Origin of the sequence: Alicyclobacillus acidocaldarius subsp. acidocaldarius Tc-4-1 (genome assembly GCF_000219875.1) — a bacterium.
GTDB lineage: Bacteria > Bacillota > Bacilli > Alicyclobacillales > Alicyclobacillaceae > Alicyclobacillus > Alicyclobacillus acidocaldarius_A.
This window is the reverse complement of sequence record NC_017167.1, coordinates 2,454,766-2,479,125: the sequence shown is the minus strand read 5'-3', so window position 1 is coordinate 2,479,125 and position 24,360 is coordinate 2,454,766. Positions and strand designations below refer to the sequence as shown.

Genomic DNA, 24,360 nt, shown 5'->3' with positions numbered 1-24,360 from the left:
CGGGCCGTGGGAAGGGCGGTGTTCGGCGTTTCGTCAACTTTTCGTGGCGGTCTCGCCCTCGGCAAACATGTCAGAAGTGAGAAGCGCGGCGAGCCCATCGCCGCGCTTCAGCTCACTTCTTTTTCGACTTCGATGTGCTCTTGTTCGAAGTTTTGTGGCTCGCCGGCTTCTTGGCGACGGTCTTCTTGGCGACGGTCTTCTTCGGAGCGGTCTTAGTGGACTTCTTCGCCACCGCCTTGTGCGCCGCACTCGTCTTGGCCTTGTGCACGTGCACAACCGCATGAGCAGGATGCGCAGCCTTTTCCGTTCCCGCAAACGCAACGCTCGGCGCTGCAAACAGCGTCAGCGCAGCCACGCTTGCCAGAATCGACTTTTTCATGGTAACCCCCACCTCAATGGCTAAGTTTGGCCAGGTTGGCCTACCAGCAATATAGGGGAAAGTTCTTAAAATAGGCTCAAACCTCCTTACCGTGGAAGGCCTCAAGGTTTGATGGACTGGTGGATTTCCTTGAGCAAGCCGTGCAGTTGCCGGTTCTCTTCGCGAGCTGCGTCGAGATCGTCCCGCAGCTTGTTGAGCTCCTCGATGAGCATGTCGTGTCGCTGGTGAATGACGCGTTCCTGCTTGTCTCCCACGCTTCGAGCCACATAGCCCAAGACGGGCAACGATGCTCCTTGAAAGATGCTTTGAATGATAGATTGCACCCATCCGATCAGCGTCTGGGGCCTCTCGATCAGAAGCGGCAGTACGCAGATGGCGAAGACGATGTAAAAGCAGGCCATGGTGGAAAGGCCATAAGCCAGGTGGGCGCCAAGCCAGTTGTTGAACTTCTTCAACACTTTGATGACGATCACTTTCTTATTCACAAATTGGCAACCCAACCATCCAATCGCAATCATCCAATATTGATGGCGCGCCCTGCGACCCCGGCGACCACGACGAGAGCGAGCACGGATTGCGTCATCATGAGCAGTTTCATGCGGCGGGACAGCACTGCGGTGTCGGTCGGGCTGAAGGCCGTATTCGTGTTGAACGCGAGGTACAGATAATCGATGAACGTCGGCTGCCAGCCGTTCCACCCGGGAACGTCGGCCATCATCTGCGGAAAAAGGAGGTCCGGCGGATCGGGGTTTCCTCGGTGGCGCCGAATGGGTCCCCCGCGGTCGGTCTCCCAATACCACACGGCAAAGACGAAGATGTTGGTCACCCAGAGCAACAATGCGTCCCGAAACAGCGCAACGGCCGAGATGTTTTCGTGGAATAGCGCGTGCACTAAGTAGGTGATGCTCGCGACGAGGAACAGCGTGAGGACCGAGATGGTGGTGAGGGCGAGTCGGCGCGCCCACACGTCGTGCTCCTGCCAAATGGCCGCGGCGAGAAGCGCCACGAGCACTGCAAACAATCCCGCGCTCATCCACCACGGCGCAATGTGCATCACCATGGACGCGATGGTGAGCAGAATGCCAATAAGCACCAGCGCTCCGAAAAAAAAAGCGCACGGGCCACGCGCCGCGCATAGTGGGCGAGCTCGTCGATTTCCGCCTCGATACGCGACTCGAGAGACCTGTGCTGCGCGTGGTTGCGCGAATCGTCATGGGAACCGCGGGGGTCTCGGTTCACTGTTCCGCCTCCTCATCGCTCGCGCAGCTCATCCAGGCGAATGGCGCGCTTGTGCACCGTGTGGTACCACGTTCGGTTGCTGCGCGTGAAGTAGGCCTGCAGCGTCACGGGGCCCCAGGTCCAGAGAAAGAACGGAAGGAGGGGCAGGGCAAAATACGCCCGCCAGTTCACCCGTTCGAGCAGCAGCGCGAGGGGAACCTCTAGGAATAGGATGACGTTTACTGCGACCCACAGATTCGTGACCATGAGCGCGGCCGGGTTGGACGCCGCATCGGTTGGATCCGGCGAGAGATAGTGAAGGCCGACCACAATCATCGCGCCCACAAACAACAGCATGGATCTCATGGGCTGAAACAGGTAAATGGCCATGTCGATTTTGGCCAGGTTCCGTTCGCGCAGCCCTTCGAGGAACATCGGGATCAAATGTTCACGTGCACATTGGAAATGCCCCTGCTGCCAGCGCAGGCGCTGGCGGAACGACGCTGCGAAGCTCGTCGGCTTCTCATCGTAGACGCGCGCATCGTGGGCCCAGACGGGGATGATTCCCCTGCGGACGCAGCGGATCCCGAATTCCAGATCCTCGGTGAGGCCCGTCGCTTTCCATCCCATCTCCTGCAACAGCGGATAATCGATGCAAAGGCCGGTCCCGCCGAGCGTACACGGCAGGTGCAGGCGGGCGCGGGCGTACTGCCACAGCCGGTTGTCGAACCAATAGGAGATGGCGAGCGACACGCTGATCCACGAGTCGAAGGGATTCTTGGTGTCCAGATATCCCTGAATGACGCGATCGCCACTGCACAGGTGATCGTTCATGATGGAGAGAAAGTCCGGATGAACCAAATTATCCGCGTCGAACATCACGATGGCATCGTAGCGCGCGCCCATCTCTTTCAACCGCGAGAGCATCCACTCGATGGCGTACCCCTTGCCCTGTTCCGCGCGGTTTTCGCGCACGTGGACAATCGCGCCGTGCGCCCGCGCGCGCTCCGCTGTGCCGTCCGTGCAGTTGTCCGCGATGACGTGCACGTCGTACAGGTGCGCGGGATACGTCTGCCGCTTCAGGCTTTCGAGGAGCGGGCCGATCACGCACTCCTCATTGTGCGCCGGGATGATGACAGCAAATCGCTTCTGCGGCGCATGCGTGATGGGCCGTCTCCGGTGCCAGATGCCGTACACGGACAGCACAATCTGGTACAGCGCCACAAGGCCGGTGACGAGCTTCAGCGCGTCATAGAACGTGTCCCAGAGCAAGTACATGAGTGTCATTCGTCCGACATCCTCGCTTTCCGCCAGCGGCTGCGCGTCTCATCCGCCTCTGGCAAGCTGCGACCCCACGTGAACAAGAGCCCCACGAGCAGATAGTACAAGCTTGCAGTGTAATTGTATTCAAACAGATTCTCGACGAAACTGTGAATCAGAATGGCTGTGATCCCGGTCAGCCCTCCGAGCGCCAACAGGCGGGAGCCGCCCGTCGATCTCCGTACGCATCGAATCATCTCGCGCACGATGGCCACATGCATGGCCATGAACAGCACCAATCCGAGAATACCGGTCTCCCCGAGCACCTTGGCGTAGTAATTGTCGGAGAACGCGGAAAAACTATGGGACGTCGCCACATAGCCGCCGTAGTACCCAAGCCCGGAGCCGAAGAGCGGGTTTCGGGACATCACGTCGAACGCCTGTTGCCAAAGCGCCATGCGCCCACCTGCGGACGACTTCACGAAGTAGACCGGATTCAACAGGTCGAGCGCCCGGTGTCGAAGGGACGGCACACAGAGCCCCAACGCCGCGATGCCCCCCAAAACGGGCAGGAGGCGCCGTTCGAACGCCGCGGAAACCACGACGGCGGCCGCGAAGAGACCGAGCCAGGAGCCGCGATCATACGTCATGAAAAGCGCGCCCAGCGCGACGAAGGCGCCCACCAGATACACCCTGCGACGCCGCTTGTCCTGATCGACGGCGAAGAGGCCAAGCATCAGGGGCAACGTGAGCTCCAGATTCGCGCCGAATTCCGCCGGCGACTTCATCACCGTGAACACGCGGGTCCTGACGTGCTCGCCCACGTCGAGCCACTGGCTCGGGATGGGCACTTTGATGAGAAATTGAAACCAACCGTCTACACCCATCAGCATAGACATGGCGATCACGCCATAGAACAGCTTCAGGGTGTCCTCCGCGTCGAGGGCGAGCGGGACGAGCAGGCCAACGAAGATGTATTCCACGTCCACCGTCCACGCGTTCAGGGCGAGAACGGGATGCTTGAGATCCGCCAGCACGAGGGCCAGCGTATAGACTACGTACCACCATGCGTACTTCGCCCACGCAGGCTGTGAACGCTCCACGCCGTGTGCGCGGCGCACCATCGCTGCCCAAGCGAGCGCGAAGACCGGAAATACACCCCAGACATTGGCGATGGGGTTCAGAAATGTAACGCCCAACCCTTGGTTGATAATGGCAAACGCGCCAAGCGCATAGACCGCCATATAGGCGACGCGCTTGCCCTGCGCCGCCCTCGCGTCGAACGACAACAGGACCGAGCCTGGATCGTCTCGCGACATGCCAGCACTCCTAGCACTCGAAATTCGGACATGGCTCGTCCTGCGAACCACACTATACTCATTCTACCCGAAAATCTGCGGGGCGCATACGCCGCGTTTCCGACATTTTGGCAAACGTTTCGACGCAGAAGGCCGGCGGATCGCGTGGCAGCGGTTGAACTTGCGCTGAGCGGGGTGGGTCTGATTTAAATAGCAAGAGTAGAGACTGAGGGACGGAGTGAGATGCCGTGCGAAGGTCGAGAACGAAGCGCGCACAGCGCCGGGATGGCGCCGTAACGCCGCCCGATCCGGCGAAGATTGCGAAACGGCGCCGCTTCCGCGTTCACGTCGTGTACAGCCTCGTGTTTCTCTCGTTCACCTCGCTCATTCTGCGCTTGGCGTACGTGCAGGTGGTGAAGGGCGCTTCGTTTCGCGCTTCGGAACAATTGACCCAATACGCCCGCGTACCCATCCTCCCGCAGCGCGGTTGGGTTTACGACGCCAACGGCCAGGTGCTGGCGTGGGACAAACCCGTCCTGACGATTCAGTTCAATCGCTACACGCAGATCTCGGACGCGGAGATGCACCGCGTCGCGTCCATCCTCGCGCCCGTGCTTCAGACGACGCCGCAGGCCCTGTATCAAGCCATGCAGAGCGACCCAGGGGCCCTGCAGGTCACGCTCGCCCGGAATGTGACCGACGCGCAGGTCGCGTACGTGGTCGAACACCAGAGCGAGTTGCCGAACATTCAGGTGGTCCAAGATTACGAGCGCCAGTACCCATACGGCGATCTCGCCGGGCAAGTGCTCGGCTATGTCGGCGCCATCACCGCTCAGAACGTGAGCCAATACAAGGGGTATTTGTACAGCCAGCAGGTCGGCGAAACGGGCATTGAGTACGAGTATGAGCATCTCCTTCAGGGCAAGCCGGGCTATGAACTGGTGACGGTCACGTCGAGTGGGACGGCGGTGGGCAGCGTGGGCGAGATTGCCCCGCAAAACGGGGACAACATCCAGCTCACCCTCGACGGGCATGAGCAGGCGGTGGCGCAGGAACTCCTGCAGAACATGATCGACTCGTCGCAGACGAACAAGCAGGACATCACGGACGCCGCGGCGGTGATGCTGAACGTCAAGACGGGCGGCGTGATCGCGATGGTGAGCTATCCGTATCTGGACCCCAACTGGTACACAGACGGCACATATGTCAATCACGTCCATTATCTGGAGACCTCAGGGGCTCAGCTGAACAACGTGATTGACACGTTCAACTATCCCGGCTCGACGGTGAAGCCGGCGAACATGCTGGCGGCGCTCAAGGCGGGCGTGGTGACGCCGAAGACCGAAATCTTGGACGACGGGTACATCTACATCGGCACACAGCGCAAAAACGAGGACGAGGGATTCGTGTTTGGCTGGGTGAACCCCATCGAGGCCATCACGGTGTCGAGCGACGTGTTTTTCTACGAGCTTGGCCTGCACCTTGGTAAGTGGTTTGGGTCCAGCCCGACGTCTGGAGGGACGTATCCCGCTTCGGACGGCAGCTATCAGAACTACTTGGATACCGACTTTGTGAAGGGCATCAACGCGATGTTTCAGGAAGAGGAAGACTTCGGTCTCGGCACGCTGACCGGCATCGACTTGCCTTTCGAGGAGCACGGCGAGTTCTACATTGAGGACTATCGGAAAGGCAACATCCAGGTGCCGTACAATCTGCAGGCGAGCGAGGCGTCCATCGCGAAGACCGGAAAGTATGTGAACTACGGCTCGCCAGCGAGCCTGGCGGACGCGGCCATCGGCCAGTCGCAGATGTTCACGCCCATGGAGCTCGGCGTCTACGCCATGACGCTGGCGGACGAGGGGCTCAGGCTCAAGCCCCACTTGCTCGAGAACGTCTATGCGCCGAACGGCACGCCGAACTCGGGCGCAAAGCCCATCTTCACGTACAAGACGCAGATTCTCGGCCGCGTGAGCGCCGCGCCTTGGCAGTGGGATCTCATTAAACAGGGCATGTACGGCGTGACGTCAAATCCGGCGGGCACGGCGTATTACGCCTTCCTAGGAGCGCCCTATCAGGCCGCTGGAAAGACGGGAACGGCGCAGATTGTCATCAACGGACACCGCACCGACAACTCGGTGTTCATCTGCTACGCGCCTCTGAATCACCCACTCGTGGCGGTGGCGGTGATGGCACCGGGCGGAGGCTACGGCGCGAGCTTTTCGGCCATCCTGGCGCGCAAGATGATCGATGCGTATTTCGACGAGCATCACGAGCCTTGGATGCCGAAGAGCCAGTGGACCAACACGGCCATTCCGTCCAACTGGACTCAGTCGCCCGCGTACCTGCTGCCGGAGCAGAGCCATTGATGGCCATCCGTTCCTGCGGTATCATGGGGGTACTTGTGTGGCCACAGCGATCGTCCGCTGTGGCCTTTCTCGAGTCTTGAGATCCGAGGTGTCTTCATTGACGGAAGGGTTCCGCCGTAGGTCCGCCGGGTGGCGGCGGTTCACGATGTATCTGGTGCTCTTGGTGGCGCTCGCGGTGGCCGCGTACCTCGGGCGCGAGTCGGAGCGACTTCAATCGCTGCCTTCGCTGGACCGCCAGATCATCGAGTGGGGCATCGCGCTCGCCTGGTTTGTGATGGGCGCCTTGGTCGTCAACCAGCTTCGCCGCACGGTCAACGTCATGGCGGCTCGGCACCCGAGCGCGGACATCCGCGTGCTGAGCGTGATCAATCGGGCGCTGAGCGCGGTGGGTTACGTGTTTGTCCTTGTGATTGGCCTCAATCTGCTGCAGGTCAAGGTCGGCAGCATTCTCGTCGGCGGCGCGGTGACGGGCGTCATTGTCGGCGTGGGTGCGCAGTCGACGCTCGCGAATCTCATCGCGGGACTGGTGCTGTTTGCGGTCCGGCCGTTTCAGCTCGGGGAATACGTCAGCTTCCGCACGTATCTGTTCGGCGGCGTCGAGTACAGCGGCACCGTCGTAGACGTGAATTGGTATCATACCATCCTCGAAGAGGGCGGCGTCCGCCGCGTTCTGCCGAACGCGTCGGTGGTGAGTTCCGCCATCACGGTGGGCGCGCGCGAAGGGAACAAGCTGTGTACGGTCCCGCTGCCGTATGCCATTTCGTTTCGCGATTTCGAGGCGAAGATGATCGAGATGACCGGAGGGCAGGCGACACTCGCCATCCGGGAGTTTGGCACGGATACGTACACCGTTCAGGTGGAGATTCCGGCCGAGATCGATCTCGAGGTCGTTCGCGAGGCCATCGCGGCGTTTCGGGCGCAAACGTGAGCGGTGACCCTTCGCCTTGATCTTCTTCTGTATACTAGAATCGAAGTGCAGGACGCATGAGGAAGGGGAGTTCTCGTGGCAGTGTCGAGCGCCATTCCCAAGACGATGAAAGCCGCGTACCTCGTCGGTACCCGACAGGTGGAAGTCCGCGAGGTTCCGGTGCCTGAGCCTGGGCCGGACGACGCCTTGATTCGGGTGGAAGCGGTCGGGGTATGCGGCTCCGACGTCCACTACTACGAACACGGCCGGATTGGCAGGTACGTGGTCGACGGCCCGCTCATTCTGGGCCACGAGGCAACAGGCGTCGTCGTGGCCGTCGGCGCGAACGTGAAGCATCTGCGTCCAGGCCAGCGCGTGGCCATCGAGCCCGGCGTGACCTGCGGGCGGTGTGACTTTTGCAAATCGGGGCGGTACAACCTGTGCCCGCACGTCCGCTTCCTCGCGACGCCGCCCGTCGACGGCGCGTTTGCCCAGTACATCGCTCACCGCGCGGACTTCGTCCATCCCATCCCGGACGACATGTCGTACGAACAGGCGGCGATGGTCGAGCCGTTCTCCGTCGCGCTTCACGCCATCCGCCGATCCGGCATGCGCCCTGGGGATCGCGTCGCCATCGCTGGAATGGGGCCCGTGGGCCTCTTCACGGTGATCGCGGCGCGGCGGCTCGGCGCGGGCGACGTGGTGGTCAGCGATACAGTGGAGAAGCGGCTTCAACTCGCGCTTCAGCTCGGGGCCACGGAGGCGGTGCATGCGAAGCGCGGCGCCATCGCGGACGCGGTTCACGAGCGTTTCCATGAAGGCGTCGACGTGGCCATCGAGACGGCCGGCCACCCCGACGCGGTGGCCTCCCTCTTGCCGGCGCTGCGCCGCGGCGGGCGGCTCGTGGTGGTGGGCCTGTCGCAGTCGCCGCTCAAGGAACTCGATCTGACGCAGCTTACGGACGGCGAGATCGAGATGGCCGGCGTGTTCCGATACGCCAACACGTATCCTGCGGGCATTCAGCTCATGCGCGAGATCGACGTGTGGGACCTCATCACGGACACGTTTCCCCTCGCGGAGGCCGGGGACGCCCTCGAGCGCGCGCGGACGAACAAGAGCGAGAGCATCAAGGTCATCGTCTACCCGCAGGCGTAAAAACGGGCGATCGCGACAAAAGCCGCGATCGCCCGCTGTGCCATTCGCGCCTACAGCACGTGGCTGCCTGCGAGGCCGAGCAGGTACGAGACCACGCCGACAATGACGCCTGCAATCGTCATCTCGATGCCACTCGACCACCAGGAACGAACGGTGACGAGGCTCTTCAACGCACCGACGACAAAGTGTGCGGCAAGGCTTACCGCCGCCGCGGTGATGATGGCTGCCAGCCCGTGCATGAAGAAGAACGGGATGAGCGGGACCACGCCGCCGATGAAGGTCGACAGGCCACCAGAGAATGCCGCACCCCAGGCGTTGCCACGGCTTGCCTCGTGGATGCCGTGCTTCTCCTGTGCCATGGTCTTGAGGAAGAGGTCGTCGTCCTTGGCGATGCGCTCGGCGATTTCTTTGGCCTCGTGCGGCTCGAACCCGCGGGTTTCGTAGATGAGCGAGAGGATCTGCACCTCCCGCTCCCGGTTTTGCTCGATGTCCCGCTTCGCTTCGTGGAACGCCTTGTCCAACAGCTCGTTTTCCGATCTCGTCGCGAGCCAAGCGCCGGCAGCCATGGACAGCGTACTCGCTAAGGCCCCGAAAAAGCCCGAGATGAGGATGGTCTGATTGTTGTCCGTGTAACCGGCGACACCGGCGATGATGCCAAAGATGGCGCCGAGTCCGTCGTTCACGCCGTAAATGGCATCGCCGATCCAGCTCGGCGTCTTGCGCTGTTCTCGTCCCATGAGTTCATCGAGTTTGGCGGATGGTGAAAGGGTGCTCATCTTCCATCGTCCTCAGTTCTGCAAAGATTTGGCCGCCTAAGGCCGGTGCAACACCTATACAACCTCATCATAATGGCGCTTGGTAAAATAAGTCAACCCTAAGCGTTCCAGTTAGCACCACCTTATCGAGCCCATTAGGACAAAGATCGGCCAGGGAGGAGATCGAGCATGACGAATCAAGCACCGTCTCTGAAAGAAGCGTACGCTTCCCGCTTTCGCGTCGGCGCTGCGGTCAACGCGGCGACTGTTCACACGCACGCGCATCTCCTGGCGCGTCACTTCAGCAGTGTGACGCCGGAGAACGAGATGAAATGGGAGCGCATCCATCCGGAGGAGAATACGTATTCTTTTTCAGCTTCCGACCAAATCGTTTTATTTGCCCGCGATCACGACATGTTCGTGCGCGGCCACACGCTCGTGTGGCATAACCAGACGCCTTCTTGGGTGTTCCTAGACTCTTTCGGCCAACCTGCGCCCGCGAAGCTCGTTGAAGGGAGGCTCGAGAGGCACATCGCCGAAGTCGTGGGGCACTACCGCGGCGCCGTCTCGTGCTGGGACGTGGTGAACGAGGCCGTGATCGACCAAGGCGACGGCTGGCTGCGCCCGAGCCCATGGCGGCAGGCGCTGGGGGACGACTACATCGAGAAGGCGTTTCGCTTGGCGCACCAAGCGGATCCCGACGCGCTGCTCTTCTACAACGACTACAACGAGACGAAGCCCGACAAACGGGACCGCATCCTGCGGCTGCTCGGACACCTGTTGGACCGCGGAGTCCCTGTTCATGGCGTGGGGCTGCAGATGCACGTCTCGCTGGACGATCCGCCCATCGAGGAGATGGAGGAGGCCATCGAGCGGTATCGGGCGCTTGGCCTCCGGCTGCACGTCACGGAGCTCGATGTGAGCGTGTACCCGTGGGTGCACGAGCCGGATCGCCCACAGGCGCCTGCGCGGCCGTACGACGAGGAGCTGGCCGAGCGGCTCGCGGCGCGCTACGAGGCGCTGTTTGCGCTCTTTTTGCGGCATCGGGATGCCATCGACAACGTGACGCTCTGGGGCGTGGCGGATGACTCGACGTGGCGAGACGACTTCCCCGTCAAGGGCAGGAAGGACTGGCCGCTTCTCTTCGACGTCCATCACCGCGCGAAGGAGGCGTTCTGGCGCGTGGTGCGCCTCGCCCAAAAGTGAGCTTTTCGGCCTCGCGCCCGAGTGGTAGAATGTGCCCAAGAAGGCGAAGGAGAGGGATCGCGATGTCCCTGCGGCGCGTGGTGCGCGGGGTGTGCTGGACAGGTGTGGTGGGTTTGGTCGCCGCGAGCCCGCCGGTTGCGGCGGCTTCGTCGTCGCCCGGGCCCGAGCTGCAGCAGGCCATTCAATCGTGGCGGCAGGCGCCGTATCGCCAGACGCAGGCATCCGGCGAGGCGAGCCTTTCCGTCGCCTGGCAGGCCGCGTATGCGCAGTCGCCAGCCTGGATTCATCTCGCCCAGAAGCTCGCGCGCGACGGCCAATTGGCGCTCTTTCGAGCAGAGGACGACGTGTGGCAGGTGAACGGGGAAGAGGCCGAGTCGTACACGTGCACCGGCACTTCGGGGGATGCGAGCGTGCTTTGGTTCCGGGGGGCGGCGTACGAAAAGGAGCAGGGTGGTTGGGTGAGCACCGCGACGCCGTTGGCCCCATGGGATCCTGTGCTCGGCGCGTGGACGTCGCCGCGCATGGTGTCGCAAGGCGGGAGCGAAGACGAGGTGGTGGCGGTCATGGATGCGGCATCCGCGAGATCCGCATTTGGTCCGTGGGTCGCGGGCGTCATCGGCTCCGCGCTCTTCAGTAGCCGCGGGATGTCGCAGGCGGACCTTCAGGCGCTTCTCGCCCACACCACGGTGTACGGCCACTTTGCCATCTCTCGCGCTTCCGGGGCACCGCAGCTTCAGAGTGCGACCGTCGCGGCGGTCATCGGCGTGCCGTCGCCTGTCGTCGCGCACGCGCTGGGGGACAAGGCCGCTATCGCCGTGCGGAGCATGACCTGGCGAATCGTCTGGACCATGAAGACGAGCTACCTGCACGTCTCACAGCCGCTGCCGCAAGGACTCCATCCGGCCCGGTGGCCTTCAACGGGGTCCGGGAATTCGACCGGGAGCGGCGCCGGCGAAGGCAGCGCGACGCCGTCCAACAACGAGACCGCGGGCGGATCGCTGCAAAACGGCACGTGATGTCATTCGCGGAAAGGGCGAGGGCGATGCAACTCTTGCGCGTGGAACGCGGTGTGGAACTTCGGAACGACGATGGGGAACGGATAGGGTATATCACCTGTACCGACCGGGGAGATGGCGTGTGGACCATTGATCACACGGTTGTCGATCCGGCCTATCAGGGGCAGGGGCTTGCTGCCAAGCTTGTCGACGAGTTGGTAGCGATGGCCCGCGAGCGGGGCGTGAAGCTGTTTCCCGTGTGTTCGTACGCCGTGCTGCGCTTTCGACGGAGGCCGGACTACGCCGACGTCCAGGCCTGATGGCGCGCTCGGCACCGCGAAGCATCCCCCTCCTAAAGAGCGGCGAGGGGGATGCTTCTTCCGTCAGCGCACCAGCGCGTCCAGCGCGGGAACCGCGTGCACGCCGTCGCCGATGTCGGTGATGTAAAACGAGGGACTGCGGCCCGTGGCGCGTTGATACGCTGCTTCGACGTGCCTCGTGAACGCTTCCACCGCATCCTCTCGAACCAGACTGACAGTGCATCCGCCGAAGCCTGCGCCCGTCATGCGCGATCCGATGCAGCCCTCCGCCCTCCACGCGGCTTCGACGAGGGCGTCCAGTGCCTCACCAGTCACCTCGTAGTCGTCGCGGAGCGATTGGTGCGACGCGTTCATCAGCTCACCGAACGCTTCGATGTTCCTATCTGCCAACAGGCGCGCGGCCTCCCGCGCCCGGTGGCTCTCCATGACGACGTGCCGCGCACGGCGGACGAGGATCTCCGCCTCGAATCCTGGCGCGCCCTCCGCGCGCAGGAGCGACTCCACCTCGGGCCACTGGCCTGGCTCGATTTCCGCGAGCGCTTGAACGTCCGGAAACCGGTGTTTCACAATAGCAAGCGCCGCCTCGCATTCCGCGCGCCGCTCGTTGTACTTCGATCCCGAGAGCTTCCTCGGCACGTTGCTGTTGGCGATGACCAGGCGATACCCCTCTGAATGCACGGGCACCCATTCGTACGCGAGCGTGAGGCAGTTCAGCGAAAGCGCCATGTCCTTCTTGCCCATGGCGACGGAAAACTGGTCCATCACGCCGCAGTTGACGCCGACGAATTCGTTTTCCGCCTGTTGCGCGATCACGGCAAGCGACTCGCGGTCCAGCCCGGCGCCCGTCAGGTCGCTGATGGCGAATGCGGTGACCACCTCGACGGATGCACTCGAGGACAGGCCAGCGCCAATCGGGAGATTCCCGAAGAAAAACAGGTCCATGCCTGGCGCTTCCACGCCTCGGCGGCTCAGCACGTCGATCACGCCAAGGGGATAGTTGGCGAAGTCCTGCTCCGGGCGGAACCGCACGTCGTCCGCGTCCACCTCGACGACGTGATTCGAAAACGTTGTTGCGAATCGGAACCGGCGGTCGGCGCGGGGGCGCACCACGAGGCATGTGCCCATCGTGAGCGCGGCGGGCAGCACGTAGCCCCCGTTGTAGTCGGTGTGCTCGCCGATGAGATTGACTCGCCCCGGCGCGAAGTACGCCCGCAGTTCGCGCGCGTCGCCGGGCGAAAAGGCGAGGATGTGGTCCATCAGATTAGGCCAGGGGATCGACATGTCGGTTCGCTTCCTTTCGTTTCTGAATCGCTTCCCGCAGTTGCGGCGCGGTCGCCTCGACCGCCATCGGGTTGCACGGCGCCCAAGCCCCCGTCTCCGACGACGCGAGGTACTTCAGGCGCGTGGCCGTCTGCAGCGGCGGGTAGAATTCGATATGAAAGTGAAAGTCGACGGGCTCCGCCTGATTCACAGGGCTCTGGTGAAGCACCATCATGTACGGGAACTCGCGGTCAAACAGCGCATCCATGCCGCTCGTGACGCGCTTCAGGATGCGGGCGAGATCCGTCCGCTCGTCGTCCGTGAACTCCAGCAGGCTGCCGACGTGCCGCTTGGACGCGATGAACGCGCCGTACGGGTAGTCCGTGAAGAACGGGATGTACGCGTAAAAGTGCTCCGTTTCTTCGAGCATCCGCTTGCCAAACGCGACCTCCTCACGGTTGATGTCGCACATGAGGCAGCGGCCGGTCTCCTTCCGGTGTGCCGCAAACGACTCCATCTCGACCCTGAGCTTCTGCGGCACGTACGGGTAGGCATAGATCTGACCGTGCGGGTGTGGCATGGTGACGCCGACCTCAGGGCCGCGATTCTCGAAGATGAGCACATATTGATGACGTGGATTCGAGGCCAGATCCCGAAAACGCTCGGTCCACAGATCCACGAGCTTGCGAATGTGCGCCACCGGAAGTTCGGGCAGCGTCGTGGTGTGCTCCTTCGAGTATAAAATGACTTCGCATTTTCCGTAAGCGGGTTCAACGCGATAAAGCTCAGTCGCCACGTCGTCCGGCTGCGGCGGATTCGGAGACAGCGCGGGAAAGTCGTTGTCATACGCCAGGACGTCGTAGTCGTCCGGCACCTTGCCCGAGCCAGGACAAAATGGGCAGTTGTCCTTCGGCAGATTCGGGCGCTTGTGGCGATTCGACGCCACCATGGTCCAGTCGCGCAACAGCGGGTTGTATCGGAGTTCGGTCATTGGGCATCACCTCGATGGGAGGATTCGGCGTTCGGCGCATCGGCGACGATGAGCTCCACGTCGCAGTCCGCGAGGGCGGTCGCCTCCGCCTCGCCCGGCCACCGGTCCGTAATGAGCGCATCGATTTCGTTCAGTTTCGCGAAGCTCATGAGCGACTCTACACCCCATTTGGTGTGATCGGCGAGCACCACCACGCGTGCGGCGCGTTCCATCATCGCTCGGTTGACCGCGGCTTCGAGCACATTGGGCGTCGACAGGCCGTGATCGACGTGCAGGCCGCTTGCGCCCACAAACAGAATGTCCGCCCGGAATTGGCGGATCATCTGCTCGGCCACGGGGCCCACGAGGGCGTCGCTCGGCGTTCGAAACTGGCCGCCCGTGAGGAAGATGTCGCTGTAGCCGTTCTTGCTCAACTCGGTTGCGACATTCACGGAGTTGGTGAGAAACGTCAGCTTCTGAAAGCCGGCGATATGTTGCGCAAGGACCCACGTGGTCGTGCCGGCGGCAATGGCAATGGTCATGCCGGATTCAATCTGCCGAAGCGCGGCCTTGGCGATGGCCATCTTCTCCGGGATCTGGAGAACGCGCTTGTCGGTGTACGGCAGCTCGCGGGCGGCACGCGCCACCTGGCCGCCGCCAAACGCGGTCTCGACGAGGCCCTGTGCTTCGAGCGCTTTCATGTCGCGACGGACCGTGATCTCGGACACGCCGAGCTTCTCCGCCAACTGGCGGTACGACGCGAAGCCATGCTGCGCGAGCAGTTCCAAAAGCACACGCTGTCGCTCCTTTGGGTACACCCCTCTCACCTCGCGCCCTTTGATCAAAGTTTATCATAACATAGCCTCTATATTTTCATCATATGATATTTCGTGACGAAGCGGCGCATCTTGCCACGGCTGGCGTACATACGGTTGCGTTTCCTGCGCATCCTAAGGTCGACGACACCATACTCACCTTAGGAGGTCGAGTCATGCAGCAGCAGCCACACATGCAGCCTCACATGCAGGGCAACATGATGCCGAACGCCCAGGCGGGATCGCAGGGGCAGGGCCAAAATGCGCCCAACGCGCCCTTTGGTGCGCACGAGATCATCGGGATGAACGAGGTCCTGCAGGCCACGTCGGCGAACGCCGAGGTCCTGAACTTCCTCGCGCATCACGCGCAGGACCCTCAGGTGCGCCAGCTGCTCGAACGCCAGGCGCAGGCCATGGAGCAACACTACGTCGAGGGCGTGCGCGTCCTGCAGACCAACAGCCCCATGGGCGGACAGGGATACCAGACGTCGATGCACACGCAGCCCAAGCTGGGGCTTCGCCATCCCACGTATCCTGCACCTAACCTGCAGGCGCAGGCGCCGTCCGATCGCGCCATCTGCGCCGTCGCGCTGAACCTGCACAAGTTCGGCGCAATGATGTGCACCATGTTCGCGCTGGAATGTGCCAATCCGCAGTTCCGCACGTTCCTCATGACGAGCGCCAGCCTGTGCGACCGCATGGCGTACGATCTGTTCGCCTACATGAATCAAAAGGGAGACTACCAGGTCGCGACGCTGCAGAAGAACACGACGCAGACGATGATCGACTCGTACCAAATGCCCGGGGGGATGGCGCAGCCCGGCATGCCGCAGGCGCCGAACGTCCAATGAGTTGGGCGGCCCGCGCGGGGCCGCCTGCTTTCAATCATGATTCGAGAAATCGCGCGTATGCTGGTCTTCGGAGACCTTCGCCTTCCAGATCTCTCGCGCAAGGAGTCGATCGAGATGCTGTCGACGGTGGATCAGATGGTGGCGTACTGCTTCGGCAGACAGGACATTCTGGACCGTGCGCACAACCACTTTGAGCAGACCATCGACGAATTGCTGAGCGAAGGGGAGGTCATCTGGACGCGCGATCCCGTCGCTGGCGTCATCGCGCACAATGGGCGCTGGTACGTGTGGTTTCGACACGTGCAAGACGACGGCCGGATCGAGGGGAAGCTGTTTGCTTGCGACGATGAGATGCGGGTCGTGTCCCTCGTCGTGGAGGAGATCCCTTGGTTGGAGCCCGACTGTCGGATGAAGCTGCTTCGAGCGCTGCGCGCGGCGCATCAAACCGCCTGACGCCGCGCGAGGAAGCTTTCCGCGAGGCCCTGGTTTCAGGGCTTTTTTCATCGCCAAAAAATCGCAGGCCCGATGGCTTTATCTGTCGAGGAGAATCCGATAGGATCGAACCATGTAGAAACCGAGGCAATGCCTCGGGCATTGCGAGGGGACGCTTGTGAAGACGCTCAAAGGCATGGACGCACTCGAGGTCGCCGCTCGATACGGCATTACGCTCTATGATACATATTATGGGAATGAAGTGACCGTGCAGGAGGCGCGCGAGTTCATCGAGGCCAAGCGGGATCCGGACAGCTTCATCCTCAAGGACTGGCCGGATACCGAGGAAGAGGCCGAGGATGTGCTCCTCATGCACATCTATCAGGCGCTTCGGGAGAAGAAGCAGGCGCACGGACGGGTGGATCTCGTCATCGAGGAGACGGAGGGCCCCGTCATCAACGTGGCCGCGGCGGAACTGGCGGCGCTTCGCCTCGGCAGCCGTCGCATGCTGGAGGTGGACGATCGCGACGACGGCGTCTACTACCACGTGCCGCGGACCGCTCGGCTGACGGACGAATTCCTGCAGAAGCTCGGCCAGTTCGTCTGCGAGGAGTGCCGCCATTTCGATCTCGCCGGACCCTACCACGAGGCGTGCCTGTACGCGCTTGTGAACGCCATTCGGCGCGGGGAATTTGAGCTCGAGGACATTGTGGAGGAACGGCCTGCGGACGGGAGCCCGCTCGGCCGATTGTTTGGCTCCAACTTCGGCATGTGGTCCCGCCGCGTCTCGGAGACGAAGTCGCGCCTGCAACAGGCGTGGAAAAAGCGGCGTCGCGCCGTGCTTTCTCGCATTGAGGACAAGCGCGAAGCACAGCCGGGCGAAGAAAAGGCGAAATCCGCCGCGCAAGACTGGACCACGGCCACGTTGCACCGGACGCTCGCCGGGCTACAGCGCACGCGCATGGCGGCAAAGGCCGCGGAAAAGCGGGAGGAAGCCGTCGAGAGGCTCGCGGTGGCGGCGCCCGAAGGCGCGGGCGAAATTGTCGATGCGCTTAGCGAGCCGGCGCCCGACGGCGCGCGCCGCGAGCGGATTACGAAGCGGGCGCTGATTCGATACCTGGAGCAGGTCGAGATTGTCGACGAGTCCGGGGAGGAGGCGCGGGAACTCGCCGATCTCCGCCAGCGGTGCATCGAGCTCGAAGCGCTGCTCGACTCCGCCAACACGCGCTACGATCGCGCCCGCGCCGAAATCGACCGCTGGAAGCGCCAGTACGAGGCGCTGAAGAAAGACATGGACACCGTGCTGCAGGCGCTCCAGATTGCCCGCAGGCACGCAGGGGACGAGGCGGCGCCCACGGGCCAGGACGAGGCGTGATGGAGCGGCGGCTCGGTTATGGAGCCGGCGTGTGTGGGGCCTGCTCGTTCCGGGGCAAGAGGCTTGGGTGGCGCATGAGTGCGTACGCGCCGGCGGCGACGCTGGCGAGCAGCGCGCCGGTCACCCAGAACACGCCGTGGATGCTCGTCGCGTCCGCGATGGCGCCACCCACCAGCGGCCCGACCGTGTTGCCAATCTGGTTGGCCGTCTGATTCAGTCCGAAGGCACGGCCGCGAAACGTGGTTTCGGTCGAGCGCACGATGAGCCCGTTGATGGCCGGGTACACCGCGCAGAAGAACGCGCCGTACACGAAGCGGACGGCCGCGAATGCAATCACGTTGTGAAACGGGATCTGCATGAAGGTCCACACGGCGCCGCCCGCGAGGCCGATGGTGAGCACCTTTGCGAAGCCGATGCGGTCCGCGTACTTGCCCCAGAGCGGCGCGAACACTACGCTCGCGATCCCGGCGAGCGAAAACACAAGCCCTGCGAGAAACGACGCGTTCTTCGCGCTCGCGGACGGATCGAGCTCGGCGATGTACAGGGTCAGAACCGGCTCGATGGTCATGATGGAAAATGAGACCACCATGTTGAGCGAAAGGGCTGTGAGAAGGGGCTTGTTGTGAAGCGCCCCGCCAATGGCGCCAAGCACCGAGGGCCGGGACGTGGCGCGTTTTTTATTCATCTCTCGCACGAAGAGGAGAGCGAGCAGGGTGGAGATGAGCACGAGCACGGAAGCGCTCCCAAACGCCACGCGGTTTCCGAACAGGCGCGCGATGGTGCCGCCGAGCAGCGGCCCGACAATGCCGCCCGCGGAACTCGCGGCGGAGATGGTCGATAGCGCGTAACCCACCTTGTCCTCTGGCGTGTTGCTCCCTACCAGCGCCACGGAACCCGGGATGTACCCCGACAGGAGCCCCTGAAGCGTGCGCAGGACGAGGAGTTCCCACGGATGTTGCACAAAGGCCGTCAGGCCATAGATCACAAACAGCACAAAGCCCGCCCGGACGATCATCGGCTTCTGACCGTATCGATCCCCGAGCGAGCCCCAGTAGGGCGCCGCGATGGCGCCGGCGACGAACGCCGCGCTGTAGAGTGCGCCGGACCAGATGTCGGTGTGTTGGTGCACCCCGATTTTGAGCAGAAAGAGCGGCAAAAACGGGATGACCATGGAGTAGCTCGCGGACGTGAGCAGCGTCCCAATCCAGAGGACTACCAGGTTTCGTTGCCAGGTTTCCATCTGCCATCACCAACGTTTTTCTTTTTATCTTACCGCTATCTCGATGGCGCGGGGCAACGAATTTCAGCTAATCGAAATGTGGTTCCCAATTTAAGTGCGAGGCGGTATCATGGGTCTAACATGATTAGGAATTTTGCTGAAAACGTTGAATGGAAATCGTTCGTACAAGGGAGGACGCCTGATGCCGCAGATTCGCCAAGTCATCAGCACGCTGACCAACGACGGCAAGGAGATTATGGGACCGGACGTGTTGGTCTACCACTACCCGGACAACAGCATTCTCAACGGCTCGCTGCTCACGGTGGAGTCGAATCATTTCGCGGTGTTGAAGTCGCGCGGCGCCATTTTGAACGTGTACGAGACGGGACAGTACGTCATCCAGACGCCGGATCGCCCCATCATTGGCGCGTTCCAGCAGGCGTTCTTCGGGGGCCAAAGCCCGTGGCAGTACGAGGTGATATACATCAACCGGGCGAAGCTCATCCTTGAGGTGTCGGGCGTGGCCTATTCCAAGGAGATGGCGGAGATGGGCTACCACGTGAGCTGTTACGTCCACGTGGACACCAAGGAGGATGCCCTGAAGCTCGTGCAGCACATGCCGATGTCAGGCCATTACGTGAGCATGAAGGAGGTCAACTGGTACGCGGGGCCGGTCATCGAGCAGTCCATCAACAAGATCGTGCAACTGACCGAATTGGAGCGCGTCAATGAACGCATGCCTGAAATTTTGGAACTCGTGAAGGAGCACCTTCAAGAGTTCCTCTCGGTCTACGGGCTCACGCTGAATGACGTGAAGGCGCTCGTGTACCCGCGGGACGAACGGATGAAGGAGTTGATTGCGCTGCGCGCGTTTGGGCTTTCGGAGATCGACGCGGTTCGGTATTACACGGCGATGATCATGGCGCAAAAGGGCGTCATTTCCGCGCCGAACATGGCTATCGGCGAGCCGTTCTTCATCGGGAATCCACAGGTCGCGGCCGACCGCATCACGCAAGTGGAGAGCAAGCACTGAGGAGGCGTTGCGATGAGCGATCTGATGCGGTACGGCATAGCGGTGTCGCCAGGGACGCCGGTCAATCAAATTCTCACGGGTTGGATGAACGCCTGGTTCGTGAACATGCGTGATCCACGTTTCCGCCTGCGCGAGCGGATGGTTGCGTTTCATAACGCGATGGATCGGGCGTTTGGCGCGTACCTAGCCCAGCTGCGGGAAGAGTTGGCGTCGCTCCGCAAGCGCCTTCCGCAGCCGACGCGCGAGGACCCGTTCCCGAACCTCGAGGCGCTCTCGGCTGTGAAGGAGCTTGAAGCCTATATCCGGCGTGTGGAATCGGTGCGGACCCTTGCGCTGTCGGCGCCGGTGCCACCGGACGAGTATGTTTTTCACGGTCGAGCGGAGCATGAAGGACTGCTCAATGAGCTCGCTCGGATGGACGGCGAGATCGCCGAGAAGATGCAGGCGCTCTCGCCGCAGACCATCGATGAGGTCGAGCAGATGCTTCGGGCACGGAACGAGCGGTGGCACGCGTTGGTTCAGCCCTGATTACGGCAGGAGGCGCGGGGGCGTGCGCGGGATCATCGACTCCGCAATCGCCTTCGCCGTCTCGTCCGCCGCGCCGCACGCTTCGAGATAGAATTGCATTTGCGACGCGACCTTCGGCTCGCCGGGCCTGGGCTCGACTTTCTCGTACTGGCCGTTGGCCGCGAGGATCCAGCGGTTGACGTTGTCCCGGAGCTGCACGTCGAGAATGTGCTTCAGGCGCTGCTTGAGATTGTCCTGCAGCACCGGAAACAGAATTTCGACGCGGCTGACCATGTTGCGCGTCATCCAGTCGGCGCTCGCGAGATAGTACTCTTCCTCGCCCCCGTTCAGGAAGTAGTAGATGCGGCTGTGCTCGAGAAAGCGCCCGACGATGCTCGACACGCGGATGTGATCGCTCACGCCGGGGATCCCCGGGCGCAGGCAGCAAATTCCGCGCACCAGGAGATCGATCTCGACGCCCGCCTGTGACGCTTCGAACAGGGCAAGGATGAGGTCCTTGTCGGTCAGCGCGTTCATCTTGGCGATGATCCGCGCGGGCTGCCCTGCGCGGGCGTGATCGATCTCGCGGTGGATGAGCTTGAGAAACGCGTCCTTCAGACCGTGCGGAGCCGTCGCGATGCGCCGCCACGCGGGCGGATCGGCAAACCCCGTGAGGTGGTTGAAAAAGAGCGACGCGTCCTCGCCGAACTCTTCACGCGCAGTGAACATGCCGAGATCCGTGTACAGGCGCGCCGTGTTGTCGTTGTAGTTCCCGGTGCTGAGGTGGACGTAGCGGACGATCCGCTCGCCTTCGCGCCGCACGACAAGCGCGATTTTGCTGTGCGTCTTGAGCCCCACGAGGCCGTAGATCACGTGGCAGCCGGCCTCCTCCAGTTTCTTCGCCCAGACGATGTTGTTCTCCTCATCAAACCGGGCCTTGAGCTCCACCAGGACGGTCACCTGCTTGCCATTTTCCGCCGCCCGCGCGAGCGCGTGGACAATGGGAGAATTCCCGCTCACGCGGTACAGCGTCTGCTTGATGGCGAGGACCTGCGGATCGTTCGCGGCGAGATGGATGAAGTGAACGACGGGATCGAACGATTCGTAGGGGTGAAACAGCAGGATGTCCCGCTTGGCGATGGCCTCGAACAAGCCGGTTTCCCCGATGAAGTCGGGCGGCACCTGCGGCGAGATGGGCGAGAAGCGAAGGTGGGCGTATTCGGGCATCGCCGAGAAGCGCATGAGGAACGTGAGATCCAGCGGCCCGTCGATGGCGTAGATGTCCTCCGCCTCGAGTTCAAGCCAATCCCGCAGAGTTTCGACAAGCTCGGACGACATGGAGTTCTGGACTTCGAGCCGCACTGCCGCGCCCCGATTGCGCTTTTTGACCTCTCGTTCGATCTCCTCGAGCAGATCCTCCGCGCTCTCCTCGTCCACCGTAATGTCGGCGTTGCGCGTGATGCGGAAGCACGCGTGCTCGAGCACGGTGTGCCCGGGGAAGAGTGTGTCGATGAACATCTCGATCACGGCCTCGAGCAGGACGAACACTCGCTTGCGGCCATTCGTGGGCAGCTCGAGGTACCGCGGGAGGACGCTTGGCACCTGAACGACGGCAAACAGCGGCGACTCGTGGGGCAGGCGGACGGCGATGGGCTCCAAAAGGACTGCGATGTTCAGCGAACGATTCGCGAGAAGCGGAAACGGATGGCTCGCATCGACCGCAAGGGGCGTCAGCACCGGGAAGACGTGGTGATGGTAGTACTCCTCAAGGTGTGCGCGCTGCGCATGGGTCAGTTGACTTGGTTGGACAATTTCGATGCCCTCTTTTCGGAGCGCGGGGAGCAGGGTCTTGTTCCACAGTCGATACAGGTGGCTCACGTGCGCGTGTGCTCGGTTGGCCACTTCGGCCAGTTGTTGCGCGGCCGTCATGCCGGTCTTGTTGTCTGGGCGCCCGACGCCGAGCTTGAGTTGGTCCTTCAGACCGGCGACGCGCACCATGAAGAATTCGTCCAAGTTGGACGCGCAGATGGCGAGAAAGCGGAGCCGCTCGAACAGCGGATTGTCGCCGCGGGCCGCCTCAAACGCGACGCGCTCGTTAAACAGAAGCCAGCTCACTTCTCGATTGATGAAATGGGCGTGATGGTCCAGAGTCATCGTGATTCCCATCCCTGTGGGTGTGGTGTGGGTTGGCCCGAAAAGTTGGTTGTGGATGTATTGTGACGGCAAAGGGCGGGGGAATGCAATGGGGAAATGAAAAAGCACGCCCGCGAGGGGCGTGCGGTTGTGTGCGTGTTCACGAAGCAGGTTGCGGTTCTTGAAGCACTGCGCTGTACGTGTTGCCCGAATGAGCCACCGCCGCATTCGCGACGACGGGCGATACCGTTACAAGTGTACCTACGGCCAGCACAGTCGTCACAAGATGTTTGATTTTCCTCATCTTACGTGCCTCCTCACAAGTCATCAAGTGTGCTTACGACCTTAAGAAACGCGTCAACGACGCGTGGGTCGTACAACTTACCTCGTAAGGCCCGAATTTCGTCGATAGCCTCCTGCTTCGACTTGGGCCTTTGATAAGGGCGCTTCGACGTCATGGCGTCATAGCTGTCCACTACCGCAACGATGGCAGCGGGGAGGTAGATCTCCTCGCCCTTGAGACCGTAAGGATAACCGCTGCCGTCATAGCGCTCATGATGTTGCTCAGCGACGGTGCTCCCGATATGTAGAAAGGGATTCGACGGAGAACTCATCATGTCGCGCCCGTAAATTGTATGCATCTTCATGATATCAAACTCTTCAGGCGTAAGTCTACCAGGTTTCCTAAGAATTTCGTCAGGAATTTGAGTCTTGCCGATGTCGTGAAAAAGAGCGCCGCAACTCAACGACAGGAGTTCTCGTGCAGACAGACCGAGCTCGCAGCCAATCAATACGGAGTACTTGCGAATCCTCTCGCAGTGTGACGCAGTGTACCCATCTTTTTGAGCAATTTCAGTTGCCATTTGATGAAAACGCTCGACACCGCGTCTGTACGAGTCGAAGATAGGTGCTGAGCTTATATAAATAAATTCTGCATCTTGCATAGCAATAATGCACACATCGCCCTTCACAGGGTGCATGGTGACGACCGCACCCGGGCCGACTATTTCGACCTCAGAATCGTACGCCACCCTCAGACTTCCCTTAACCAACACGATCCCCTCAAATGGTGCCGACGTGGGCGACGAATTGAACCCCATGAGTCCAAACCGCTTCAACTCATGCCGAATCAATTCCACACCGTTGTACGACCCCAACAGCGTGATCGTCATATTACTCGTACTCGCGCTATCCAAGCCTTCGCCGTCTCGCATGATTCGGAGCCACGGTGTGAGCCCTTGGTTCTCGAAGTTCAACGTTTGCACCCGCTTTGCGACAGATGTGATGGTCCCGCGACCACGACAATTGTAGACAACGTGCGACATCTCAAGCTTAAGGACGAGCCTGCCATTTCGTCAATAGACGAAGCGGCGAAGACTTGGCGTCTTTCACGCAATGGCGCGACGAGCGCGAGTACGTCAGGTGTACTCGCGCGGAAACAAAAACGCCACTTCGACGAGGATCAGCAGGAGGTCGAAAACGCCGTACAGCGTCGAGAACCAAAGCTGCGTGCCGCCGTTGCCGAGGCCGATGATGAACAGGCTCACAACCGCAATGAGCACGATGAGCGCGATGTGCACTGTCTGCGTGAATCCACTCGTCGTTCGCATCCGATAGACGAGAAGCAGGATGGTCAGAAGCGCCACGACCGTCAGGACCATGCCCGGGTGCGTCGACAGGTGAACCATCAAGGCGGTGATGATGATGGCAGCCACCAGGATATAGATAATCGCAAGGGATCCAGCGGTAAACGGCTTCTTCGTCACTCGACATCCCTCCCTCAGGGCTTCGCGTCCGGGATCGAACCGGCTTAGCCTAAGTATAGCCAAGATTTGCTCCACGGAGACAAGCTTTTTCTCGCTTTCCTATCGCGCCATCGGGGAGTTTCGCTCGGAAGGGCACGCGA

The 24,360-nt window shown here is 61.8% G+C and carries 25 protein-coding genes; 11 read left to right on the top strand and 14 right to left on the bottom strand.

The window, feature by feature from the left end; translation table 11 throughout:
- Positions 1–112 precede the first annotated feature (112 nt).
- From TC41_RS12055 to TC41_RS12035, 5 genes are all read right to left on the bottom strand, one after another.
- Complete coding sequence (locus TC41_RS12055) at positions 113–379, bottom strand: hypothetical protein (RefSeq protein WP_014465346.1); 267 nt, start codon at positions 377–379, stop codon at positions 113–115.
- A 101-nt stretch (positions 380–480) separates the two neighbouring features.
- Complete coding sequence (locus TC41_RS12050) at positions 481–864, bottom strand: hypothetical protein (RefSeq protein ID WP_237699937.1); 384 nt, start codon at positions 862–864, stop codon at positions 481–483.
- A gap of 29 nt (positions 865–893) precedes the next feature.
- The gene (locus TC41_RS12045) at positions 894–1,472 is read right to left on the bottom strand and encodes a DUF1345 domain-containing protein (RefSeq protein ID WP_014465344.1); all 579 of its coding nucleotides are present in this window, start codon (positions 1,470–1,472) and stop codon (positions 894–896) included.
- Between the two features lie 158 nt (positions 1,473–1,630).
- Complete coding sequence (locus TC41_RS12040; protein WP_014465343.1) at positions 1,631–2,884, bottom strand: glycosyltransferase family 2 protein; 1,254 nt, start codon at positions 2,882–2,884, stop codon at positions 1,631–1,633.
- Positions 2,881–4,176: an O-antigen ligase family protein gene (locus TC41_RS12035; protein WP_014465342.1), complete on the bottom strand. Its 1,296-nt coding sequence runs from the start codon at positions 4,174–4,176 to the stop codon at positions 2,881–2,883. Before TC41_RS12035 ends, TC41_RS12040 begins: the two co-directional genes overlap by 4 nt.
- 227 nt (positions 4,177–4,403) lie before the next feature.
- Between TC41_RS12035 and TC41_RS12030 the strand changes: the two genes are divergently transcribed.
- From TC41_RS12030 to TC41_RS12020, 3 genes are all read left to right on the top strand, one after another.
- Entirely contained in the window at positions 4,404–6,521 is a 2,118-nt protein-coding gene (locus tag TC41_RS12030; protein WP_014465340.1) for a peptidoglycan D,D-transpeptidase FtsI family protein, read from the top strand.
- An 88-nt stretch (positions 6,522–6,609) separates the two neighbouring features.
- A complete protein-coding gene (locus TC41_RS12025; RefSeq protein WP_237699936.1) occupies positions 6,610–7,449 on the top strand; it encodes a mechanosensitive ion channel domain-containing protein in 840 nt (279 codons plus the stop codon).
- An 81-nt stretch (positions 7,450–7,530) separates the two neighbouring features.
- Positions 7,531–8,583 (top strand): NAD(P)-dependent alcohol dehydrogenase, encoded by a 1,053-nt coding sequence (locus TC41_RS12020; RefSeq protein WP_014465338.1) that lies wholly within the window; start codon positions 7,531–7,533, stop codon positions 8,581–8,583.
- 50 nt (positions 8,584–8,633) lie between these two features.
- On the opposite strand, the gene TC41_RS12015 is transcribed toward TC41_RS12020, so the two are convergent.
- Positions 8,634–9,359: a VIT1/CCC1 transporter family protein gene (locus TC41_RS12015; RefSeq protein ID WP_014465337.1), complete on the bottom strand. Its 726-nt coding sequence runs from the start codon at positions 9,357–9,359 to the stop codon at positions 8,634–8,636.
- A 168-nt stretch (positions 9,360–9,527) separates the two neighbouring features.
- On the opposite strand from TC41_RS12015, the gene TC41_RS12010 reads away from it, so the two are divergent.
- The 3 genes from TC41_RS12010 to TC41_RS12000 all read left to right on the top strand — a co-directional run bounded on the left by TC41_RS12010 (position 9,528) and on the right by TC41_RS12000 (position 11,859).
- Positions 9,528–10,544 (top strand): endo-1,4-beta-xylanase, encoded by a 1,017-nt coding sequence (locus TC41_RS12010; RefSeq protein WP_014465336.1) that lies wholly within the window; start codon positions 9,528–9,530, stop codon positions 10,542–10,544.
- Positions 10,545–10,606: 62 nt separating this feature from the next.
- Complete coding sequence (locus TC41_RS12005) at positions 10,607–11,560, top strand: hypothetical protein (RefSeq protein ID WP_014465335.1); 954 nt, start codon at positions 10,607–10,609, stop codon at positions 11,558–11,560.
- 26 nt (positions 11,561–11,586) lie between these two features.
- Positions 11,587–11,859 carry a GNAT family N-acetyltransferase gene (locus TC41_RS12000; RefSeq protein WP_014465334.1) on the top strand — a complete coding sequence of 91 codons (273 nt, stop codon included), beginning with the start codon at positions 11,587–11,589 and terminating at the stop codon, positions 11,857–11,859.
- Positions 11,860–11,922: 63 nt separating this feature from the next.
- Here the strand turns inward: TC41_RS12000 and TC41_RS11995 are convergent, their stop codons facing one another.
- The 3 genes from TC41_RS11995 to TC41_RS11985 are packed head-to-tail and all read right to left on the bottom strand — an operon-like array spanning position 11,923 to position 14,883.
- Positions 11,923–13,140: a galactokinase gene (locus tag TC41_RS11995; protein ID WP_041695423.1), complete on the bottom strand. Its 1,218-nt coding sequence runs from the start codon at positions 13,138–13,140 to the stop codon at positions 11,923–11,925.
- Positions 13,121–14,110: a galactose-1-phosphate uridylyltransferase gene (galT, locus tag TC41_RS11990; RefSeq protein WP_014465332.1), complete on the bottom strand. Its 990-nt coding sequence runs from the start codon at positions 14,108–14,110 to the stop codon at positions 13,121–13,123. The genes TC41_RS11995 and galT overlap by 20 nt, the downstream gene beginning before the upstream one ends.
- Entirely contained in the window at positions 14,107–14,883 is a 777-nt protein-coding gene (locus TC41_RS11985) for a DeoR/GlpR family DNA-binding transcription regulator (RefSeq protein ID WP_237699935.1), read from the bottom strand. The genes galT and TC41_RS11985 overlap by 4 nt, the downstream gene beginning before the upstream one ends.
- 197 nt (positions 14,884–15,080) lie before the next feature.
- On the opposite strand from TC41_RS11985, the gene TC41_RS11980 reads away from it, so the two are divergent.
- The 3 genes from TC41_RS11980 to TC41_RS11970 all read left to right on the top strand — a co-directional run bounded on the left by TC41_RS11980 (position 15,081) and on the right by TC41_RS11970 (position 17,562).
- Positions 15,081–15,755, top strand: a complete 675-nt coding sequence (locus TC41_RS11980; RefSeq protein ID WP_041695421.1) for a spore coat protein — start codon at positions 15,081–15,083, stop codon at positions 15,753–15,755.
- A gap of 57 nt (positions 15,756–15,812) precedes the next feature.
- Positions 15,813–16,208, top strand: a complete 396-nt coding sequence (locus TC41_RS11975) for a hypothetical protein (RefSeq protein WP_237699934.1) — start codon at positions 15,813–15,815, stop codon at positions 16,206–16,208.
- A gap of 157 nt (positions 16,209–16,365) precedes the next feature.
- Complete coding sequence (locus TC41_RS11970; protein WP_014465328.1) at positions 16,366–17,562, top strand: hypothetical protein; 1,197 nt, start codon at positions 16,366–16,368, stop codon at positions 17,560–17,562.
- 16 nt (positions 17,563–17,578) lie between these two features.
- Here the strand turns inward: TC41_RS11970 and TC41_RS11965 are convergent, their stop codons facing one another.
- Positions 17,579–18,802, bottom strand: coding sequence for an MFS transporter (locus tag TC41_RS11965; protein WP_014465327.1), 1,224 nt, complete (start codon positions 18,800–18,802; stop codon positions 17,579–17,581).
- 181 nt (positions 18,803–18,983) lie between these two features.
- On the opposite strand from TC41_RS11965, the gene TC41_RS11960 reads away from it, so the two are divergent.
- Entirely contained in the window at positions 18,984–19,814 is an 831-nt protein-coding gene (locus tag TC41_RS11960) for an SPFH domain-containing protein (RefSeq protein WP_041695420.1), read from the top strand.
- Positions 19,815–19,826: 12 nt separating this feature from the next.
- The gene (locus TC41_RS11955; protein ID WP_014465325.1) at positions 19,827–20,342 is read left to right on the top strand and encodes a hypothetical protein; all 516 of its coding nucleotides are present in this window, start codon (positions 19,827–19,829) and stop codon (positions 20,340–20,342) included.
- Here the strand turns inward: TC41_RS11955 and TC41_RS11950 are convergent, their stop codons facing one another.
- The 4 genes from TC41_RS11950 to TC41_RS11940 all read right to left on the bottom strand — a co-directional run bounded on the left by TC41_RS11950 (position 20,343) and on the right by TC41_RS11940 (position 24,220).
- Positions 20,343–22,475, bottom strand: a complete 2,133-nt coding sequence (locus TC41_RS11950) for an RNA degradosome polyphosphate kinase (protein ID WP_014465324.1) — start codon at positions 22,473–22,475, stop codon at positions 20,343–20,345.
- Positions 22,476–22,614: 139 nt separating this feature from the next.
- A complete protein-coding gene (locus TC41_RS16465) occupies positions 22,615–22,758 on the bottom strand; it encodes a hypothetical protein (RefSeq protein ID WP_014465323.1) in 144 nt (47 codons plus the stop codon).
- A 13-nt stretch (positions 22,759–22,771) separates the two neighbouring features.
- Positions 22,772–23,626, bottom strand: a complete 855-nt coding sequence (locus TC41_RS11945; RefSeq protein WP_014465322.1) for an HD-GYP domain-containing protein — start codon at positions 23,624–23,626, stop codon at positions 22,772–22,774.
- A gap of 246 nt (positions 23,627–23,872) precedes the next feature.
- Positions 23,873–24,220 (bottom strand): hypothetical protein, encoded by a 348-nt coding sequence (locus TC41_RS11940; protein ID WP_014465321.1) that lies wholly within the window; start codon positions 24,218–24,220, stop codon positions 23,873–23,875.
- Positions 24,221–24,360 lie beyond the last annotated feature (140 nt).

Excerpts from the sequence above, each read along its gene's own strand:
- TC41_RS12055 (WP_014465346.1), bottom strand. The coding sequence starts at position 379 with ATGAAAAAGTCGATTCTGGCAAGCGTGGCTGCGCTGACGCTGTTTGCA.
- TC41_RS12040 (WP_014465343.1), bottom strand. The coding sequence starts at position 2,884 with ATGACACTCATGTACTTGCTCTGGGACACGTTCTATGACGCGCTGAAG.
- TC41_RS12035 (WP_014465342.1), bottom strand. The coding sequence starts at position 4,176 with ATGTCGCGAGACGATCCAGGCTCGGTCCTGTTGTCGTTCGACGCGAGG.
- TC41_RS12015 (WP_014465337.1), bottom strand. The coding sequence starts at position 9,359 with ATGAGCACCCTTTCACCATCCGCCAAACTCGATGAACTCATGGGACGA.
- TC41_RS12010 (WP_014465336.1), top strand. The coding sequence starts at position 9,528 with ATGACGAATCAAGCACCGTCTCTGAAAGAAGCGTACGCTTCCCGCTTT.
- TC41_RS12005 (WP_014465335.1), top strand. The coding sequence starts at position 10,607 with ATGTCCCTGCGGCGCGTGGTGCGCGGGGTGTGCTGGACAGGTGTGGTG.
- TC41_RS12000 (WP_014465334.1), top strand. The coding sequence starts at position 11,587 with ATGCAACTCTTGCGCGTGGAACGCGGTGTGGAACTTCGGAACGACGAT.
- TC41_RS11995 (WP_041695423.1), bottom strand. The coding sequence starts at position 13,140 with ATGTCGATCCCCTGGCCTAATCTGATGGACCACATCCTCGCCTTTTCG.
- galT (WP_014465332.1), bottom strand. The coding sequence starts at position 14,110 with ATGACCGAACTCCGATACAACCCGCTGTTGCGCGACTGGACCATGGTG.
- TC41_RS11980 (WP_041695421.1), top strand. The coding sequence starts at position 15,081 with ATGCAGCAGCAGCCACACATGCAGCCTCACATGCAGGGCAACATGATG.
- TC41_RS11975 (WP_237699934.1), top strand. The coding sequence starts at position 15,813 with ATGCTGGTCTTCGGAGACCTTCGCCTTCCAGATCTCTCGCGCAAGGAG.
- TC41_RS11965 (WP_014465327.1), bottom strand. The coding sequence starts at position 18,802 with ATGGAAACCTGGCAACGAAACCTGGTAGTCCTCTGGATTGGGACGCTG.
- TC41_RS11960 (WP_041695420.1), top strand. The coding sequence starts at position 18,984 with ATGCCGCAGATTCGCCAAGTCATCAGCACGCTGACCAACGACGGCAAG.
- TC41_RS11955 (WP_014465325.1), top strand. The coding sequence starts at position 19,827 with ATGAGCGATCTGATGCGGTACGGCATAGCGGTGTCGCCAGGGACGCCG.
- TC41_RS11950 (WP_014465324.1), bottom strand. The coding sequence starts at position 22,475 with ATGACTCTGGACCATCACGCCCATTTCATCAATCGAGAAGTGAGCTGG.
- TC41_RS16465 (WP_014465323.1), bottom strand. The coding sequence starts at position 22,758 with ATGAGGAAAATCAAACATCTTGTGACGACTGTGCTGGCCGTAGGTACA.
- TC41_RS11945 (WP_014465322.1), bottom strand. The coding sequence starts at position 23,626 with ATGACGATCACGCTGTTGGGGTCGTACAACGGTGTGGAATTGATTCGG.